The sequence below is a fragment of the Candidatus Syntrophocurvum alkaliphilum genome, assembly GCF_009734445.1.
Classification (GTDB): domain Bacteria; phylum Bacillota; class Syntrophomonadia; order Syntrophomonadales; family Syntrophomonadaceae; genus Syntrophocurvum; species Syntrophocurvum alkaliphilum.
On record NZ_CP046457.1, the window covers coordinates 669296 to 688705 of the forward strand.

Annotated in this window: 24 protein-coding genes; 20 read left to right on the forward strand and 4 right to left on the reverse strand. The window is 29.9% G+C overall.

The genetic code is table 11. The annotated features are described in order from the left end of the window. Positions 1–37 precede the first annotated feature (37 nt). Both SYNTR_RS03260 and SYNTR_RS03265 read left to right on the forward strand, forming a co-directional pair. Positions 38–748, forward strand: coding sequence for a ZIP family metal transporter (locus SYNTR_RS03260; protein ID WP_156203177.1), 711 nt, complete (start codon positions 38–40; stop codon positions 746–748). Positions 749–814: 66 nt separating this feature from the next. Continuing rightward, positions 815–1255, forward strand: coding sequence for a DMT family transporter (locus tag SYNTR_RS03265; protein WP_197079174.1), 441 nt, complete (start codon positions 815–817; stop codon positions 1253–1255). Between the two features lie 157 nt (positions 1256–1412). Here SYNTR_RS03265 and SYNTR_RS03270 read toward each other — a convergent pair whose 3' ends face one another. After that, positions 1413–1646, reverse strand: a complete 234-nt coding sequence (locus SYNTR_RS03270) for a hypothetical protein (RefSeq protein ID WP_156203179.1) — start codon at positions 1644–1646, stop codon at positions 1413–1415. Between the two features lie 190 nt (positions 1647–1836). Here SYNTR_RS03270 and SYNTR_RS03275 point away from each other — a divergent pair, with 190 nt between their 5' ends. Genes SYNTR_RS03275 through SYNTR_RS03300 form a run of 6 tightly spaced genes read left to right on the forward strand, consistent with a single transcriptional unit; the run spans position 1837 to position 8117 of the window. After that, on the forward strand, positions 1837–2823 hold the full coding sequence (locus SYNTR_RS03275) for a DNA double-strand break repair nuclease NurA (RefSeq protein ID WP_156203180.1): 987 nt from the start codon (positions 1837–1839) through the stop codon (positions 2821–2823). Positions 2824–2835: 12 nt separating this feature from the next. Further along, positions 2836–4704 (forward strand): ATP-binding protein, encoded by a 1869-nt coding sequence (locus SYNTR_RS03280; protein ID WP_156203181.1) that lies wholly within the window; start codon positions 2836–2838, stop codon positions 4702–4704. Continuing rightward, entirely contained in the window at positions 4704–5687 is a 984-nt protein-coding gene (locus SYNTR_RS03285; RefSeq protein WP_156203182.1) for a metallophosphoesterase family protein, read from the forward strand. The genes SYNTR_RS03280 and SYNTR_RS03285 overlap by 1 nt, the downstream gene beginning before the upstream one ends. Next, a complete protein-coding gene (locus SYNTR_RS03290) occupies positions 5687–7147 on the forward strand; it encodes an AAA family ATPase (protein ID WP_197079175.1) in 1461 nt (486 codons plus the stop codon). The genes SYNTR_RS03285 and SYNTR_RS03290 overlap by 1 nt, the downstream gene beginning before the upstream one ends. 44 nt (positions 7148–7191) lie before the next feature. After that, positions 7192–7461, forward strand: a complete 270-nt coding sequence (locus tag SYNTR_RS03295; protein ID WP_156203184.1) for a hypothetical protein — start codon at positions 7192–7194, stop codon at positions 7459–7461. Then, complete coding sequence (locus tag SYNTR_RS03300; protein ID WP_156203185.1) at positions 7461–8117, forward strand: hypothetical protein; 657 nt, start codon at positions 7461–7463, stop codon at positions 8115–8117. The genes SYNTR_RS03295 and SYNTR_RS03300 overlap by 1 nt, the downstream gene beginning before the upstream one ends. A 45-nt stretch (positions 8118–8162) precedes the next feature. Here the strand turns inward: SYNTR_RS03300 and SYNTR_RS03305 are convergent, their stop codons facing one another. Continuing rightward, positions 8163–9155, reverse strand: coding sequence for a DUF2225 domain-containing protein (locus SYNTR_RS03305; protein WP_156203186.1), 993 nt, complete (start codon positions 9153–9155; stop codon positions 8163–8165). A 173-nt stretch (positions 9156–9328) separates the two neighbouring features. Here SYNTR_RS03305 and SYNTR_RS03310 point away from each other — a divergent pair, with 173 nt between their 5' ends. The 11 genes from SYNTR_RS03310 to fusA all read left to right on the forward strand — a co-directional run bounded on the left by SYNTR_RS03310 (position 9329) and on the right by fusA (position 17372). Then, positions 9329–9724 (forward strand): CBS domain-containing protein, encoded by a 396-nt coding sequence (locus SYNTR_RS03310; RefSeq protein WP_156203187.1) that lies wholly within the window; start codon positions 9329–9331, stop codon positions 9722–9724. Between the two features lie 140 nt (positions 9725–9864). Next, positions 9865–10800, forward strand: a complete 936-nt coding sequence (locus SYNTR_RS03315; RefSeq protein ID WP_156203188.1) for a sigma-54 interaction domain-containing protein — start codon at positions 9865–9867, stop codon at positions 10798–10800. Between the two features lie 323 nt (positions 10801–11123). Continuing rightward, the gene (gene queD, locus SYNTR_RS03320) at positions 11124–11492 is read left to right on the forward strand and encodes a 6-carboxytetrahydropterin synthase QueD (RefSeq protein ID WP_156203189.1); all 369 of its coding nucleotides are present in this window, start codon (positions 11124–11126) and stop codon (positions 11490–11492) included. Continuing rightward, a complete protein-coding gene (gene queC / locus SYNTR_RS03325) occupies positions 11492–12103 on the forward strand; it encodes a 7-cyano-7-deazaguanine synthase QueC (RefSeq protein WP_156203190.1) in 612 nt (203 codons plus the stop codon). The genes queD and queC overlap by 1 nt, the downstream gene beginning before the upstream one ends. Further along, on the forward strand, positions 12100–12657 hold the full coding sequence (locus tag SYNTR_RS03330) for a DUF366 family protein (protein ID WP_156203191.1): 558 nt from the start codon (positions 12100–12102) through the stop codon (positions 12655–12657). The genes queC and SYNTR_RS03330 overlap by 4 nt, the downstream gene beginning before the upstream one ends. Next, the gene (locus SYNTR_RS03335) at positions 12654–13385 is read left to right on the forward strand and encodes a 7-carboxy-7-deazaguanine synthase QueE (RefSeq protein WP_156203192.1); all 732 of its coding nucleotides are present in this window, start codon (positions 12654–12656) and stop codon (positions 13383–13385) included. Before SYNTR_RS03330 ends, SYNTR_RS03335 begins: the two co-directional genes overlap by 4 nt. 72 nt (positions 13386–13457) lie before the next feature. Next, positions 13458–13637 carry a YpmA family protein gene (locus SYNTR_RS03340; RefSeq protein WP_156204679.1) on the forward strand — a complete coding sequence of 60 codons (180 nt, stop codon included), beginning with the start codon at positions 13458–13460 and terminating at the stop codon, positions 13635–13637. A gap of 21 nt (positions 13638–13658) precedes the next feature. Next, on the forward strand, positions 13659–14207 hold the full coding sequence (gene lepB / locus SYNTR_RS03345; protein WP_156203193.1) for a signal peptidase I: 549 nt from the start codon (positions 13659–13661) through the stop codon (positions 14205–14207). Continuing rightward, positions 14204–14992 carry a 5'/3'-nucleotidase SurE gene (surE, locus tag SYNTR_RS03350; RefSeq protein ID WP_156203194.1) on the forward strand — a complete coding sequence of 263 codons (789 nt, stop codon included), beginning with the start codon at positions 14204–14206 and terminating at the stop codon, positions 14990–14992. Before lepB ends, surE begins: the two co-directional genes overlap by 4 nt. Next, positions 14992–15249: a hypothetical protein gene (locus SYNTR_RS03355; protein ID WP_156203195.1), complete on the forward strand. Its 258-nt coding sequence runs from the start codon at positions 14992–14994 to the stop codon at positions 15247–15249. The genes surE and SYNTR_RS03355 overlap by 1 nt, the downstream gene beginning before the upstream one ends. An 86-nt stretch (positions 15250–15335) precedes the next feature. Next, positions 15336–17372 carry an elongation factor G gene (gene fusA, locus SYNTR_RS03360; protein ID WP_156203196.1) on the forward strand — a complete coding sequence of 679 codons (2037 nt, stop codon included), beginning with the start codon at positions 15336–15338 and terminating at the stop codon, positions 17370–17372. A gap of 48 nt (positions 17373–17420) precedes the next feature. On the opposite strand, the gene SYNTR_RS03365 is transcribed toward fusA, so the two are convergent. Together SYNTR_RS03365 and SYNTR_RS03370 are read right to left on the reverse strand one after the other, a co-directional pair. Then, the gene (locus SYNTR_RS03365; protein WP_156203197.1) at positions 17421–17687 is read right to left on the reverse strand and encodes a hypothetical protein; all 267 of its coding nucleotides are present in this window, start codon (positions 17685–17687) and stop codon (positions 17421–17423) included. A 122-nt stretch (positions 17688–17809) separates the two neighbouring features. Further along, positions 17810–18163: a DUF2512 family protein gene (locus SYNTR_RS03370; protein ID WP_156203198.1), complete on the reverse strand. Its 354-nt coding sequence runs from the start codon at positions 18161–18163 to the stop codon at positions 17810–17812. Between the two features lie 188 nt (positions 18164–18351). Here SYNTR_RS03370 and SYNTR_RS03375 point away from each other — a divergent pair, with 188 nt between their 5' ends. Further along, positions 18352–19191, forward strand: a complete 840-nt coding sequence (locus SYNTR_RS03375) for an MBL fold metallo-hydrolase (protein ID WP_156203199.1) — start codon at positions 18352–18354, stop codon at positions 19189–19191. Positions 19192–19410: the final 219 nt, after the last annotated feature.

Here is a 19410-nt window from a genome sequence, read left to right on the forward strand (position 1 = left end):
TATATAATTCTTTGCTTTAGTTATTCATGGGGGCTATATGTTATCAAATAGTTTATTTATAAGTTTTTTAGCTGGTTTTTGTACTACGCTTGGTGCTGTTTTATTATTCTTACAAAGGAAATGGAGCAACAAAAATTTAGCTTTTTTTCTTGGATTAGCTGCTGGAGTTATGATAGCAGTTGTAATTTTTGATTTATTACCATCAGCACTTTTTAGTCCAAACTATAAAAGTGCAATTTTAGGCATTTTAGTAGGTGTTATTTTATTAGGTATTATAGATAAAATTTTTTTTAAGCGTTTTACTAAAGACGATTCGCTTTTAGGACTAGGATATTTAATAATGCTTGGCATTGCTTTACATGATCTCCCTGAAGGTATGGCGATAGCCTTAGGGGATGAAATGCACTCTAGAGCAGGTATGGTTATCGCTTTAGGGATAGGGATTCACAATATTCCTGAAGGTATGGCAATAGCTGCCCCCTTATTAATGGTAGGAATGAGTAAATTCAGTATACTTGTAAAAACCTTTTTAGTTGGATTAATAACCCCTCTTGGCTATATTATCGGAAAGTTAGCTATTACAGTTGTACCAAACTTACTACCTTTACTATTAGGGTTTGCTTCTGGAGTTATGTTGTATTTAGTAATTTTTCAACTGTGGCCTGAAGCTAAACAAAAAAATCAAACTACTAGATGGTGGGGGTTATGGCTAGGGATTTTAATTATACTAATAGCAACTTATATATAAATGAATAATTTATCTTGTCTTTTCTAACAATAAATAGAGCAAAAAAGGAGAAGGGAAAGATAAATTATGAATTGGTTATATCTTGGAATAGCAGCTATATCAGGCGCGGCTATGGCCTTACAAGGATCACTAAATGCTGCTTTAGCTAAAGCTTTGGGGATATGGACATCTACCTTAATTGTACATATTATTGGACTTGCAACTGTTTTAGCTATCATTATTATAGCTAGTATAGGTTTTTCTAGTTTTACTAAGCTTGGTACTGTCCCATGGTATGTATATTTAGGTGGTTTTTTAAATGTTTTAATAATTTACGCTGTTATGCGCTCAATTCCTGAAATTGGAGTCGGAAATGCCACAACAGCCATAATAGTTGCTCAGATATCAACTGCAGTGCTTATTGACCATCTCGGAGCTTTTGGATTAAAAAAGTATGAATTTCAGTATTGGGATATATTGGGAATAGCATTATTAGCAATAGGAGCTAGAATCCTTCTTATGGAGTAAAAATTTCAAATACAACTAAACTTAGACTATTGGAATCGGCTGTGCAAACATGTTTGCTCAGCCTTAAGTTTTTTGTAGTTACTTTTTGTAGTGTAAACAATAATTGTATATTAAATCGAAAAGCAGGATTATTAAATAATCCTGCTTTTTTAATAAATTAAGAAATTATAAAATTAATTATAAGGAAAATCGAGCTACCTAGTACTAGAAGCAAACCTATTACACCACTCCAAAAAGGTACTGGATAAAGTTTTATAGCAAAATCAATATAGTATGTAACCAAATCATCATTTTTTGTAGGAAGCAACTTTTTATTGGTACTTTTGTACACAAACAAAAAATATAACAATAAAATTAATCCTATACTTAAAGCTATTAATCCGTAAATCATTTGTTTCCTCCGCTTTTAATTATTTATCAATGTTAAAATTACATCTTCAATAAAGCCAATTATATTATATTTAAAATTTAAAATAAATTTAAGTATATTTGAGCAAATTTAGTTCTTTTTTTATTGGGTATTAACATAAATGTCAATAATCTTTATAATAGAATATATGTTTGGCAGAAAGAGGTAGATTATGGTTAACGAAAATATTGTAAGCTCATTATATAATCTTAATACTCTTATCAACTCATGGAAAGAGAATTTACCAGAAATTAATATACTGCGAGAAAGATTTTTAGAAAAAGGACAATTTATAAACCTTATAAACTTATCTAAAAAAGAAATAAATACTATCGTAGAAGCTGGTAAAATTGTGGCAGTAGATGGTTCAAGGGTTGAATTTGGCTCGTTTTTTCCATATTATATTTGCTTACTAAAAACTTTAGCCAAAAGCACGGGTTATTTTGATGGTGAAAAACATGTTGATGATTTTTTAGCTCTAACTCCTTTAGACCATAAAGTTTTTAAAGAAATTGAAAAATCAAGCATTGATAATAAAATAAGTATAGATGAATCGTATAGAAATTATTTAAAAGAAAATCTAGCCCGAATGGAGTTGAAAACAGCCTTAACTACTATAAAAAAGTTTAATCCATCATTAATAATTTTGGATGGGGGATTCTTGCTTTTTGATAAATACCCTGAGTGGGAAGAGTTATATCAAGAGTGTATAGACAAAGATATAATACTTGTTGGTTTAATTGAAGAAATAGCAACATCAGAGTTGGCAAAGTGGTTTAATATTACTGTTGCTAACAGACCTAGAATATACGATAGAGAGTTATTATTTGGGCTTTTTAATCAAGGTGAATATATTAATTTTCATACAGGTAATCGTATTAAAAAAGATTACTGTACTGTATTTGGTAGGCTATCATCATCACCTCAAGCAATAGCATGTGATTTTTTGCCTGAGCAGGAACACTATGTGAGTAATACTATGCATTTACTTTATTCATTAACTCCTAAACAAGGACAAGGGATTCCAATATGGTTACAAATAGTTGATGCAGAGGTTAGACTAAGGAAAAAAGAAGTAGACAAATTGATAAGCACCTGTATAGATAGTGATACCTATCAAAGATATTTCAAACCAAACCGAGAAAATCGAATTTATTAATGGGGGATTATTATGCAAGTTGTTGGTATGACGAATGAACATGAGGTATGGGCAACTTCTGGTGACAGAAAATTTAGACTTAATGAACTATTAATAATAGAGGATGAATACGTAGGTAATCCTGTGGGGGAAGTAATAGAAACATATGCTCTTAATCCTTTTATTCCAACAGTTGATGAGCGTTCACCAGTTTTAATAGATAGTGATGTTGTAAAAACATTAGGTAATTTGGGATACCATATTCAAGATGAAATGATTTATATTGCAAAAATAAGGATTTTAAGTGAATTATTCTATCCTGTAAAAACAGGTGCAGTTGTAAGAGAACCTTTATTTGAAGAGGTTGAAGACCTTTTGATAAAAGCATTTCCTAATGTAGGATTAACACTAGGGATAATTCAAGGAACAGAAGGGCTTTTATCATCACTACCATCAGAATTAAGTAATATAGCTCCCCTTTTTAATGATAAAAAGGGAGTTATATCTCAAAACGGAGTTCCATTTATTTTGGACTATAAATCGATGCAAAGTTATCCTCATTTAGGGGTTTTTGGGGGCTCTGGTTCTGGGAAATCTTTTGGTCTTAGGGTTATAATAGAAGAATTAATAAGCAAGAAAATACCATTATTAATATTTGATCCACATTATGAAATGAATTTTAAAGATTCATTTTCAGATGAATTACCCGATAAATTTAAAGCCACATTTGAGCGTAATTGTACAATAGTAACAGTAGGTAGTGATGTTGGGGTAAAATTTGATTCACTAGGTCCTGGAGATTTATGTAACTTACTGGGTGCTGTAAGTCCAATAACTGAAGCTATGGAAAATGCAGTTGCTAGTTTACTTGAAAATAAAGATAGTAGGGTATTATTTATAGAGCGTTTAAGTAATTTGATTTCACTACTAGAAAGTCCTAGTGAAGAAACTTTTAGACAAGAGTTTATGCAGAGAAAAGACATTGAGGAAAAAAAGAAAAGCTATTACTTAAATAGATTACTAGCTCTAAAGAAACAGGTGGGGCAATTAAGCACATTAAAATCCATTAGTTGGAGGTTAAATCGCTTAGTCCGCCAAGGTATTTTTATGGATGAAGGTATTAAAAAAATAGAAGATGGCTTAAAAGCTCAAAAAGCAGTTATTGTTAGAGGTAATATCTGGATGTTAAGAGTTTATGCTGCTTATGTTTTAAGAAGTATTTATACCAAAAGAAGAGAATACCGAGATGCAATTCAAAAAGGCTTAAATACAGCAACAAAATTCCCACCCTTTATAGTAGTTACAGATGAAGCGCATAATTTTGCACCAAGGGGAGAGCACAATATTCCATCTAGGAGAGAAATAAAAGAAATTTCTCAAGAAGGGCGTAAGTATGGGGTGTTTTTAATACTTGCTACACAAAGACCAGCTTTATTAGATGATACAGTTAATGCCCAACTTAATACTAAAATAATATTTAGAACAGTTAGATCTACTGATTTAGCTGTAATTAGGGAAGAAACTGATATTGGTTCTGAAGAAATAAAAAGACTACCTTATTTATTATCAGGAACCAGCTTTATATCCTCACCCATATTTGGTAGAACAATATCAGTTAAAGTAAGGGTTTCAAAAACCAAAAGTCCACATCAAATTAATCCTTTTGATGAACTAACTGAAAAAAACGAAGATGAAGAAAAAATATATAATATAATTAATGAATTTATTCCCATAAGTGAAACTAATCTTTTGGATCCCCTCTTAAAACTAGAGGAAGAAGATATAGTAATTAGTGAAGATCAAATGATAAATTACCTTGATAAACTTGTTGATCAGGGACAGTTAGTAAAGGAAAACAATCAATTATTAGGGTTTACATATAAAAGTACAGGTGATAATTAATGAAAATACTCTATATTACAGATACGCATATACGTGGTAACAATCCAGCGAATCGAATAGATAATCTACCAGAAACACTTAAAAATAAACTAAGAGAGATAAATAAAATAGCTATTGAAAATAAAGTGGATTATATATTACATGGAGGCGACTTTTTTGATACTCCAAGTCCGTCTCTAGCTATAACTGGGGAGTTTTTAGAAATTTTTAGGGAATTCGAAGCACCTATATACGTTATTAGTGGTAACCATGATTTATTTGGTGCTAATTTAAGCTCTCTCCCTCGAACTTTACTAGGGTTTTTAAGTCGTTTAGGCTTTATAAACATTTTAAATCCGGGTGTACCAATATATATTCATAAAAACAATGTTAAATTGCAATTAACTGGCCAGCCTTATCATTTTGATATGGATAGAAGATCTGTAGAGCTTGATTATGTAGTGAAAAAGGGTGCATGTGATGTTGCTATACATATGGTGCACGGAATGTTGTCATATGAAAAGGAGTTTCCTGGTGATGTAACTCTTATCGAACAAATAACTAATACAGAAGCTGATATAACTTTAAGTGGACATAACCATTTAGGTTTTGGTGTAATTGAAAAAGATGACAAACATTTCATAAATCCAGGGGCAGTTGTTAGATTATCTAATCACAAGTCAGAATTAACTCGGAATATAAATGTTTGTTTAATTAGCTTAGAATCCAAAATTGATTGCAAATTAATACCTCTTACTAGTGCATTAAATGGAACTGATGTATTAGATAGAACAAAATTAGAAGAAAAAGCGGCTATGGAGTTAAAGCTTGAAATGTTTGCAAGTGAGATAAAAAACGTAGCAGATATGGAAAGGATGAATGTAAAAAACATTATTGACGAGGTTGTTGAAAAATTAGGTGAATCTACTGAAGTAAGAAAAGAAGCCTTGAAAAGAATTTCTATAGTGGAAGAGAAATTTTCTTTTAGGGATGGATGGGATTAATGAAATATCTAAAACAATTAGAAATTATCAATTTTCAATCACATACTCATACCAAATTAAACCTTAGTTCTGGTTTAAATATTTTTGTTGGTGAATCAGACCAAGGAAAAACAGCAATTATTAGAGCAATTCGTTGGTTGTTTTTTAATGAACCAAGAGGATCGGGTTTTATTAGAGCAGGTGAAACATCTTGTGAGGTTACTGTAATTTTAAATAATGATGTTAAGATTTCACGTATTAGAGATGATTCTAAGAGAATTAATAGATACATTATAAAGAAACCAAATCAAGAAGAAGAAATATTTGAAAAATTTAACAAAGATGTTCCTCAAGAGGTACAGAAAGAGCTTGGTATTTATAGACTTTGGATAGATAAAGATAAAGAATTTGAGTTAAATATTGCTCGTCAATTAGATAGTCCATTTCTTTTATCCGAAACTGCTTCAACACGTGCAAAAGTAATAGGTAGAATAGCTAATTTACATATTATTGATGGTGCTCAAAGAGATATTTTGCGAGATATCCGTGGTTTAGGCAGAAGAAAAAATGATTTAGAAAATGATATAAATAATATGACAGAAACTCTTAAAGAATATGCTGATTTACCTGAGCAAGAAAATAAGATTAATAAATTAAATATTGTTATTAAAAAAATTGATTTATTAAAAGAAAAAATTAATAAACTTGAGGACATTAAAACCAAATTGAACAATAATGAAATTAAAATACAAAATATAAATACTTTTTTGAACAAATTGCAGTTTTTAGAAATATCTAGTGAAAAAATTATTCAATGCCAAGAAGTTGAAAAACATTTAAGCAAATTAGAAACAATAAATAAAGATATTAAATTAAGAAAGGAACAAGCCCAACATTTTAATAACTTGGCTGAAAAACTTCAATACGTTGAGGATTCAGCTGAATTCTTAAGTCAATTAAAGGAAACATATACAGTTTTCAATGATTTGGGTAATATAGATAGCCAGATTTCCTTATGTCAAAAAAAAATACAGACTATAAACTATGTTATTACAAAAACCCAAAATATAGATAATGGGGATAACCTTATTCACCAGCTATATGAACTAAGGATAAAAGGGCATGAAATACAAGAATTAAAAAGGTTATATGATGAAAGAAAAAAGAATTACAACACCATAAAAAGATATCTGGAAAAATATAAAAACTTAGATAGTTTGGAAAAAGTTATTAATAATTTAAATTATCTTAATCAAAGCTATATAAATGTACTAAATATATCGGAAAATTATTATTCGACGAAAGATGACTATGAAAAGAGTAGTCAAATCTTAAGTAATATTGAAGATAAATATAACAAATTGATTGATAATTATATAGCAACTTTAAAGGAAGCAGGTAGATGTCCCACTTGTTATTCTAATATAGACTTAAATCTTATAGACGAACTTACTAAGAATTTATCAGATAAAAACAATTAAAAGGATAGAAAGGGGGTTAAGGACTGTTTTTAGTCCGCTAAATTATGACTAAACAAAATACATATGAAGAAAAAATAAAAAAATTAGATAAAGCTATTAAGGCTGCTCGTGATGATAGAAGTAGAGCTGTCGCTTCTAAAGAACATTTAGAAAAAGAATTAATTGAATTAAGGAAAAAATCTGAAGAATTAGGAGTTAATCCAGATGAATTAACTGAAAAAATTAAAGAATTAAAAACAGAAATGGATTCACTAATTGAAGAAGCTAAAAACCTACTTCCAGATGAATATCTAGAAAAGGTAGGATTAAAATAATGGAACCATTAAAAAATGCTTTGGCAGAATTTCAAAATGATTATTTAGTGCGTAAGGGAGAATTTGATAAACTTAATCAAATAATTGATCAAAAACAAATTGAACTAAGAGAACTTGATAATAAAATTCAAATATTTAAGCAGGTTAGTACGATATATCAATTAGCATCAGAGTATGCAAGAAAAAAATCTAAGAATACAATGGAAAGCCTAGTTAGCAATGCATTAACCATTGTATTTCCAAATGATCTAAAATTTAATATAGAACTAGAAGAAAAAGGGGAGAGAACAGAGGCTTATTTTTTAGTATCATCAACATATGGAGGAGAGCAGATTGTATCAAATGAACCTCAAGAATCACGCGGTGGAGGAATTGTAGATATTGTAGCTCTTGCTCTTAGAGTGTCACTACTTGAAACCTCTCGCCCAAAGCTCGAAGGTCCTCTATTACTTGATGAACCTGCTAAACATGTTTCAGGAGAATATTCTAAAAATGTTGCTGAGTTTTTAAATATGGTTGTACAAAACTTTAATAGACAAATAATTATGGTTACTCATAATCAGCATCTTTCTGATGCTGGAGATATTGCATATGAAGTATTTATTGAAAATGGACAAAGTAATGTAATATCTAAATTTAATCAAGATAACTATTAAATCACATTACTACTGAAAATTCATTTACACGGAATTATGGACACCCTAATCATTTAACATTTTAATAAAATTTCTCTTAAGTTCAATTTCGGAAGAAAATTCATCTATGCTTCTTTCTCCAATAGTTTCTATTGTAGCGTCCAATAGCGCTTTTAGTACTTGGTCTTTATTTACTTGTGGATTTTTATTTGCAACTTCTTTTAAAAAATCAAACTGGTGTTGATAAATACCAACTGTTAGTTGAACAGTAGTATTACTATTAGATTCTTTTGTATTAGATGGATAATCTGATACTTTTTTTTCTTGATTAATCACATCTTCTTTATCTTCTTTTTTGCTTCCTGCTTGTTTAACTTGCTCTCTAGCTAAGGCCCACTGGTCTCTAGCTAATTTTTCTATAGAAGGATTTGAATTAATTTGGGGATGTCCTATTGCTCTATTAAACCAATTCACGGCTTCGGAATATTCACCAGTTCTTCGATAAAGCTCTCCTATTAAATAAGTTGCTTGTATATCACTTAGGTTACCTATTGTATTTGTCCCTTTTTCATAAGCTTCTCGATAATGTTTTAATGCTTGATTCATATAAGTGTTTTCTAATTCTGTATTTTTAATCTCTCTAGCTAACCAAGCAGATGCTAGTAGTAGTCCTGCAATTTCGCCTGCACTAGCTTTTTTTAATTGTGAACACCGTATAGCTAGTTGAAAACTTCGTAAAGCAGTTGTTAAATCTCTTTCTCCTGAAAAATATGGTTCTTCTTCTTGTAAAATTGCAAGTGCTTTACTTAATTGTTCAACTATAACAGGTGAAAGTGGTTTAGAAAAAGTATTATTAGATGCTGCATAATTGCAATATGGACAAACAATAATCGAATAATGAAGTGGACTAACACCTTTATATATTGTATGAAAATCAGGCTCTTTATTTTCTACATATGTAGCTGAGCTTCTAACAGATAATGAACTGAATTGGCCTGAGCATACTGGACAAGTATATTTTCTATCAAAAAAAACATTAGATTGTGGCACAGATATCACCTCGTACTCATTATTCTAAAAAAACAATATTTTTCCTTTAATTTTGTTCTAAAATAAGTTGTCCTGCAATGAGAAATTATAGTAACATCATATATGAGGAAAAATATGTAAGTGATATAAAAAAATGGGGGCAGTTAAAATAAGGGGGAGTAAATTTGGAAATTAGGCACTTTATGAGTACTGAAATTATTCAGTTATATCCTAAAACTAGTATTTGGATGGCCTCTGTAGTATTCCTAGAAAATAAAATTGATGGAGTACCCGTGGTTGATGATGATAAATTAATTGGATTGTTTACTAAAACACATTTAATAAAAGCAATAAAAAACAAAGAAAGTATGGATATACCTATTGATAGATATATGACAAGAGATATAGAAGTTCTATCACCTTATGATAATATATTAAGTATAAATATAACTAGTTATGGTTGTTATCCTGTTATAGAAAATGGTGAACTGGTGGGAATCATAACAAGATATGATATGTTGGTTGCTTTAAATTATATTATTGATGAAATATCTGACCAAATATACAAGGTTTCAACTTCAGTATATATAACCGTATAGAAGCAATTGATGAAGATAAAATAACCGAACTGAAAAATTTAAAACAAAAAGCAAAACAACTCAAGATATTAAAAAAAGACTTTGAAACCAAAATTAATGAAAGGAAATATCCAATTAATTTAATTTATAAAAATAAAGAAATGGAACGGTTAATTCATCAGGCAATCAGGGTTGGACAAGTAGATACAACTGTTCTTATTACAGGAGAATCTGGTGTCGGCAAAGAGTTAATTGCAGAAATAATTCATAATAATAGTAATAGACGAGCTGGTACATATGTTAAACTTAATTGCGCAGCTATTCCAGAAAACTTATTAGAATCAGAATTGTTTGGATATGAAGCTGGAGCATTTACGGGAGCAAAAAAAGAAGGTAAAATAGGTTTATTTCAAGTTGCTGATGGAGGAACCTTACTACTTGACGAAATTGGTGAAATTCCTCTTCATATACAAGTTAAACTCTTAAGAGCGATTCAAGAACGTGAAATAATAAGAGTTGGTGGTACAAAGTCAATTAAGATAGATGTAAGATTGATTACTATTACAAACAAAAATTTAGAGCAAATGGTTAAAGCGGGCGAGTTTAGAGAAGATTTATTTTATAGACTAAACGTAATACCTATTAATGTACCGCCTTTGCGTAAAAGAAAGGATGAAATACCTTTATTAGCTAATTATTTTTGTGATAAATTTAATCGCAAGTATAAATTAAATATGACTATAAAAGATGATGCACTTAAACTTTTAATGGAATATAAGTGGCCAGGAAACATTCGACAGCTTGAAAATTTCATTGAAAGATTAATTGTTACTTCTGCTACAAATAGTATTAATTCTAATAACTTACCAGATTTTATACACCATAAAGAAGAAATTAAAGAAATTAACAAAAATGAACCTGTTATAATTAATAAAATTATTCCTTTGAAATCAGCCGTTGAAACTGTTGAAAAAAAGTTGTTAATAAAAGCTCTAGAACTTACTGACTCATACAATAAAGTTGCAGAATTGCTTAATGTGAATCCATCAACTATATCTAGAAAAGCACAAAAATATGGAATACTTAAAATTGAATAAAATTACGAGGGTGGTAACACGATTTTGAGTGCTAGGAGTTTTGGTGTTATCGGATTGCTATTTGTATATGGATATGCCTAAAAATTACTTAGTGGTATAACTAGCAAGGATTTATAAATCTTTACTCCATCCTTTGCTTATCTATTATCTTTTCTTACTTATAAAATTAGAATATTTTTTTTCGTTGTTTAAATGACTTTATTTGCTAGCTTTACAAAGCAGAATGAGTTTTATTTAATTATTGATTAATGGTAGAATTTATACAAAATGTACTAAAATAATCGCTGAAAACAAATGTGGAACTATTTGAGGAGGTTAAAATTTTGTTTGAGATAACCGTGTTGCAGGAATTTGCAGCTGCACACAAGCTTTATCAATATGAAGGAGACTGTAAGAATATTCATGGACACACATGGAAAGTTGCGGTGACAGTTTATGGAGAAGAACTTGATAATAAGGGGATGTTGTATGACTTTAGGGATCTTAAAAAAACACTAAATATTATTCTTGAAAAGTACGAACATACATATTTAAACGAAATTGAACCCTTTGACTTAATAAGTCCTACGGCTGAGAATTTAGCAAAGGAAATTTACAACAATATGGGCAAGCTATGTAAAGATTGCAAAATTAAAAATGTAAAAGTATGGGAATCAGCTAATAGTTGTGCAACATATTATAGGAGTGAATAATGAATGCAATTGTTTTACTTTCAGGTGGTTTAGATTCTGTTGTTTCGATGCTTATAGCAAGAAAATATTGCAAAATTCTAAAAGCTATAACTTTTGACTATGGACAGATAGCAAAAGAAAAGGAAATAAGTGCATCAGAAGATATATGTAAAATGTATAATATAGATCATAAGATAGTTGAGCTCCCTTTTATGAAAGAAGATATCAAGTCAGGTTTAATTCAAAATAAAAAATTAGATACTAATAATATATGGGTTCCTAATAGAAATGGATTGTTTATAAACATTGCAGCATGTTATGCAGAAACAATTCAGGCTAATTGGGTAATATGTGGCTTTAATGCAGAAGAAGCTGTTGATTTTCCAGATAATAGTACAGAGTTTATAGATAATATTAACAAAACTCTTTCATTATCTACTAATAATAAAGTGAAGGTTAAATCTTTTGTAAAAGATATGAATAAAGAGGAAATTATTAAGAAAGCACATAAACTTGGTTTAAAAATGTTTGATATTTGGAGTTGTTATTTAGGTAATGAAATACCATGTGGGCAATGTCCGTCATGCATTAAAAATAAAGCAGCTGCTAAAAAGGCAGGGATACAGTATTGAAGAAAATATTTATAGATAAAATAATTAATTATGATGGAAAGCAACTTCAACCACAATGGATTTATAGAAATTATGACCTAATAGGTGATGCAGTTGTAGCTTTTATAGGTGAAGCTAATGTGCCATTAGGAAATATGGTTGATATTGCAGATTATAAACGAGAAGCTTTTATATATTCACCACAAATGCTACATTTTATAATAGAACATTTCAATACTGATTTAGAGTTAGCAGTTTATAGACAGAGATTATTTATTAATTGTATTAAGGAAGAATTAGAACAAAAAGGGGTGACAGTAGTACGATTTGGAGATGATTTATATATAAATAAACGCAAATTAAATGTTTCGATAGCTACTAGTTCAATACTATCAACACTAATACATGTTGGTATTAATGTAGAGACTAAGGGAACACCAGTGAAAACTAGTGGTTTAAAAGAACTAGGCATATCAAACCTATCTTCTTTTGCAGAAAAAATAATGTTTCGATACACAAAAGAATTGCAAGAGATATATGAAGCCCGTTGTAAAGTCAGGGGGCTAAATAATTGAAGGCTTACTTATCTGAAGTAATGGAGAGTATTCAAGGTGAAGGTCTTTATATTGGCACAAGACATATATTTATTAGGTTTGCTGGTTGTAATCTCAGGTGTAAATATTGTGATACTCCTGCTAGTGTTAGTATTCCTGAACAATGTAATATTAGCATAAATACAGGAAAAAATAATCAAGTTAAACAAATTCAAAATCCATTAAGTGTAGATCAAATATTAGAAATAGTAAATAAATATTCTTCTAAGTGGGTGAGTTTAACTGGAGGAGAACCTCTTTTATCTGCAGACTTTATATATAACTTAGGGCCAATATTAAGGGAAAATAATTATAAAATTCTTTTAGAAACTAATGGAACTTTATCTAAGGAACTAGAATTATGCTTGCCTTCTATTGATGTAATAAGCATGGATATAAAGTTGCCATCATTTACAAACAAAAATTATTTTGAAGAACATGAAGCATTTTTAAAAAAAGTAAAGCAAAAAGATATATATATAAAGATAGTCATATCAGAGGAAAATTCCATGGAGGAAGTTGATCATGCTGTTCGTTTAATAAGCAATCAAAGTATTAACATACCCCTAATACTTCAACCAGTAACAACTAATAACATAATTAAAAATAAAGATATTGATTTTTTATTAATGCTTCAAAAAAAATACCTACAACAGCTTAAAGATGTAAGGATAATACCACAATTGCATTCACTAATTAACCTTACATAAGTTTAATTGCTTACTTGCTAATATAAGTAGCTTAAACTACAATAAATAGGGGTGAAAGGAGTGCAAAACATTATGCAGGAGCAAGAAAAAGGCAAATTAGATTTAATAGCTACAAAAAATTTCAAAACTAATACCGAGCTTGCTTATGTAGTTGATTTTCTAAATAAAAATTTAAAAGACAAAAATATAATGTTTGGCTTAACAAAAGATAAACAAAAAAATGAAATGACTATTAATATATATGAATTTTAATGAGATTTGAGGTATGGGGTTGTGAGTCGTGAAACAAAAGATTTTATAAAGGAATTATTAAGTATAATAATTATAGCTTTTATTTTAGCAATGGTTTTAAGAACCTTTGTTGTTGAAGGTAGAATTATACCTTCGGGATCTATGCTTCCTACATTACAAATTAATGATAGGGTAATGGTTAATAAATTTATTTATAATTTTAAAGATATAGAAAGAGGCGAACTTATTGTTTTTACTCCTCCCGATGGTATTAGTAATGAACAAGATTACATAAAAAGAGTGATTGGGCTAGAAGGAGAAACAGTAGAAATAAAGAACGGCAAGACATATATAGATAATCAGAAATTAATAGAACCATACCTTTTAGAACCAATTGATTATGAATATGGTCCAGTAGTAGTCCCGGAAAATAGCTTATTTGTTTTAGGGGATAATAGAAACCATAGCTATGATAGTCATATGTGGAATGTATGGTTGACTGAGGATAGAGTTAAAGGTAAAGCCTTTTTAATATATTGGCCATTAACCAATATAACAATTTTTGAACAGGAGGTTTCTATTGAAAAATGAAAATCCTAGTTACTAATGACGATGGAATTCATGCTAGAGGTATACATGCACTTACTAAGGAATTGTCTAATATAGCAGAATTATATTTAGTATCACCAGATCGAGAAAGAAGTGGAACAGGACATTCGATAACTGTTTATGATCCCATTAAAGCTGTAAACATTGATTTGCCAGAAGTTAAAAAAGGATGGGTAATAGGTGGAACTCCTGTAGATTGTGTTAAATTAGCTTTATGTCGTTTAATTGAAGACGATATTGATTTGGTGGTTTCTGGAATAAATCATGGTGCTAATCTTGGCACAGATGTATTATATTCTGGTACAGTATCTGCAGCAGCTGAAGGGGTTGTTATGGGAGTACCATCTATAGCGGTATCATTAGATTCGTTTGAACCTGAAAAGGATTTTTCCATTGCGGCTAAGATAGTAAAAAATCTTATCCAGAAAGTATTTTATAATAAATTAGAGAAAACTAACTTATTAAATATAAATGTACCTGCAATAAGTAGTGAAGAAATTAAAGGAGTGCATATTACAAAGCTTGGAGTTAGAAATTACGACAATCTTTTTGAAGAGAGAGAAGATCCAAGAGGTAATAAATATTACTGGTTAGGAGGGGGAGTTAAAAAAGAAGACCAAGAAAAGGATAGCGATGTTCATGCGGTTCAAAAAGGGTATGTTAGTATAACACCCATTAATTTAGATCTAACTGATTATAACTTAATAAATCAGTTTAAAGATAATTATACTGATTTAATAAATAAGCTGGGCTTTGAGGAAAATTAATGATTATCGCAAGTTTCTTGGTTTATTCTATAATATTTTTAACAATATTTAATTATTCATATCTAAAAGAAAAAAAAGAAAATCCCAATATACCTAAAAAACCTATTAGTAAAGCATTTTGGTTTCCAGTATCATTAGCTTTAGCCTTTACAATAATCGTAGATGCAATGAAATTTTTCTTTATTTTTAACATAATTATTTTCCTTGTGGTAGGAGTAGTTCTTTATTGGTTATTTAATTTTTATAGTAAAAGATAGTATTATCTTTTATAAAAATTTTTGCTAGTTTAAACAAATTATAGTACCATTTTATCAGTTATAGTAATTTTTAAGGAGGTTATTCAATGAAGGTTTATCCCACTAGCCAAATACGCAATATTGCTCTTGTCGGCCATGGAGGTACAGGAAAGACATCACTGGCAGAAGCCATGATATATAATACAGGAGCTATAAAAAGATTAGGAAAAGTAGATGATGGTAATACAGTTGCAGACTTTTATCCTGAAGAAATAAAAAAACAAATAACAATGAGCACATCCCTTATACCTTGTGAATTTAACAACCATAAAATAAATGTGTTAGATACACCAGGCTATGCAGATTTTTATTTTGAAGTTATTGGAACTATGCGTGTAGCAGATAGTATGATGATTGTTGTAGGTGCTAACGCTGGTGTTGAAGTTCAAACTGAAGTTTTATGGGAAGACTATCCTTCAACACCCAAAATGGTTTTTATAAATAAATTAGATAGAGAGAATGCTGATTTTTATAAAGCTTTAGATGAATTAAAAAATAGATTTTCAGATAATATTGTTCCTGTACAATTACCCATAGGTATGGAAGAAAACTTTAAAGGTGTAGTTGATTTAATAAAAATGAAAGCATTAATATTTGAAACAGGAACTGGCAAAATTACTGAAGAAGATATTCCAGCAGATATGATGGATGATGTAGAAACATATAAAGAAGAACTAATAGAAGCTGCTGCTGAGGCAAATGATGATTTATTAACAAAGTATTTAGAAGGTGAAGAATTAAGTGATGCAGAGATTATAACAGGAATAAAAGAGGCAGCTTGTGCTGGTTCTGCTGTTTTTGTATTCTGTGGTTCGGCTACTAAAAATATAGGAATTCAACCACTAATGGAGTTCATTACTGATTGTGCGGCTACTCCTGACAATAATCCTATGGTTGAAGGAAAAAATACAGCCGAAGAACCTTTTGCTGCTCAAGTATTTAAAACAATAGCTGACCCTTATATTGGTAGACTTAATATGTTCCGTGTATTTACCGGAACATTAAAAGCAGATAGCGTAGTATTTAATCCAACCAAAGAAAAAGATGAAAAGATTGCCCAAATTATAATTATGACAGGAAAAGAACAAGCCAATGTTTCAGAACTACATGCTGGGGATATAGCAGCTGTTGCAAAGCTTTCAGCAACTTCTACAGGTGATACTTTAACCCAGAAAGCTAATCCTGTTACATTAGATCCAATTGAATTTCCAGAACCAACCTTAAGTGTAGCTATAGAGCCTAAAAGTAAGGGTGATGAAGATAAACTTAGTGGTGCCTTTTCTAGAATTTTAGAGGAAGATCCTACTATTAGAGTTGAAAAGAACAGAGAAACGCGTCAAACAATTTTAAGAAGTATGGGAGATACCCATATGGAAATAATTATGGAGAAACTATCTAGAAAATACGGTGTTGATGTTGTAAGTAAAGATATGAGAATACCATATAGAGAAACAATTCGAGGTTCAGTTAAGGTTGAAGGTAAACACAAGAAACAATCTGGTGGTGCAGGACAATATGGTCATGTATGGATAGAATTTGAACCTTATGCAGAAGGTGAATTTGAATTTAATGAAAAAATATTTGGTGGTTCTGTTCCAAGACAATATTTTCCTGCTGTAGAAAAAGGTTTATTAGAAGCATTAGAAGAAGGAGTTCTAGCTGGTTATCCTGTAACTAATGTAAAAGCTACTTTATATGATGGTTCATATCATGCCGTTGATTCAAATGAAATGGCTTTTAAAATGGCCGCTAAACTAGCTTTCAAGAAAGGTGTAGAGACAGCAAATCCAACATTATTAGAACCAATAGTAAATGTTGAGATTGAAATACCTGATCAATATATGGGTGATATAATTGGAGATCTAAACAGTAAAAGAGGTCGGGTTCAAGGAATGGAGCCTTCTGGAAACAAACAAACTATTAAAGCACAAGTTCCTTTAGCAGAAATGGCAAGATATACTATAGACCTTAAATCAATAACCCAAGGTAGAGGCAAATTTAAAATGGAATTTTCACATTATGAAGAAGTACCAGCACAAAACGTGGAAAAAGTAATTGAAAAAGTTAAACAAGAAAAAGAATAATAGTAAAAAAATGATCAAAAAAAGACCCGGATTTTTTATCCGGGTCTTTTAATAACGTTTTCTTAAATTTTTAAACAAAACATCCTCATCGTTATTATTATCATCAGTAATATAAAAACTATATTCTTTTTTAGGTTTAATTTGATAAGTCAGTTTACTATATAAAATATATATTATGTATGTGATTGCAAAAGAAGAAAAAATAATACCCATCCAATACCAAGAATTGTTCGTGCTTAAAAGTGCATAAATAGAAAATTGTATTAGTAAAAAAGTTGCAAATAGCAAAGAAAAATATACTTTAATATTAGCCAAACTATACCTCCTTAGCATTTCTACATAAATTATTGCCATTATTACCAAATAAAATACTATAACTATTTATATGATGATTCTTAACTTTAGCATTCCATTAGGAAGCTAAAGTTAAGTTATAACTAAGGTTGGACTTCTTCTGAAGATTCTAAGTACATATGAAAAAAATATTCTGCTACGGCAATAATAACAGCATAAACTATTGCTGCTATAATTGTTATTTCTACAACCGGCCAGACTAGAGCAACTACCCATGCGATTAAAGCAGCCAATATTCCGTCTCCTATAGATGCCAATACATTACCATAAGTAGGCAAAATTATTAAATCACCCAGAAAATAATTAGCTGCAGTTCCTATTATAGCTATGACCAGAACTGCCCACCACCAATTAGGGATTATTAATGATAGTGCTATTAAAGCCGCAATAAATGTTATAGCAAACTTTACTAAAAGTGCTGCCGCTGTTTTATTCACATAATCACCTCCGTTAGAAGTAATTTACCCTTCAATTTGAAACAATATACGAGTGTACCTAAATCAAATAATACATAACCAATTTTAATAAATAAATAAAGGGTTATTAAGAAAATATGAAGAAAATTATTAATGTATAGGAGAATTTACCATTTCTATAATTTGAAAATTCAGAAGGAGGAATATATATGCAAGTTACAGTCAGTATTTTAGTAGAGAATACAGCCCCAATGCCCTCTGTTATAGGAGAATATGGCTTTGCAGCTCTAGTTACTGTAAACAATGAAAACTATTTAATAGACACCGGCAATGGTGATGCAATATTTAAAAATGCTTCTGCTATGGGAGAAAATTTAAATGAAGTTTCAAACCTTATTATTAGTCATGGACATTTTGATCATACAGGTGCTGTATCATCTTTATTAAAAATGGGAGGAATCAAAAAAATCTACGCCCATTCCGCAGTTTTCTCAAAAAGATATATTGTTACTGAAGATGATAAAAAAGATATAGGAAGTTGTTTTAGTCTAGAGGAAGTCCAAACTAATAATGCAGAAATGATATTTACTGATAATTTTACTCAAATTGCTCCAAATATTTATTTAACTGGAGCAGTTCCACGTAATAATGATTATGAAGATGTAGGAAGTTTTGCTGGAGGTAGTTTTAAAACTGAGCATAATGGAAATTTAGTGGATGATACACTTCCAGATGATATAGCCTTAATAATAGATCATCCCGATGGTTTAATTATAATAAGTGGATGTGCACATTCAGGTATAGTTAATATTATTAATTACGCAATTGAAAAAACAGGTAGAAAAAAGATACTTAGCTTTATAGGTGGCACTCACTTGATGACTGCAAGTGACGAACGAATTAATAAAACTATTGAATTTTTAAAGACTTGTAATTTTAGTCAAATAATACCTTGTCATTGCACTGGCTTTTATTCTGCTGCTAAACTATATTCAGCATTAGGTAATAAAATTATCAAAGGAGAAGCTGGAATGACTTTTAGGTATTAACCTTTGTAATTTAGTTATTCTGGAGATATATTAGATAATAATTTTATTGTATACCAAATTTGATAAATTTTGTTAGTGACACGTCCAGTATCCATCAAAAATATTAAACTTTAATTTGGCTATTTAATTATTATATAGCCTTTTTTACTGTGTTTTGGAGGAAGATATAAGAGAAATACCTCGAGTGTTTTAACAACACTAAAAATAAAATTCATAAGG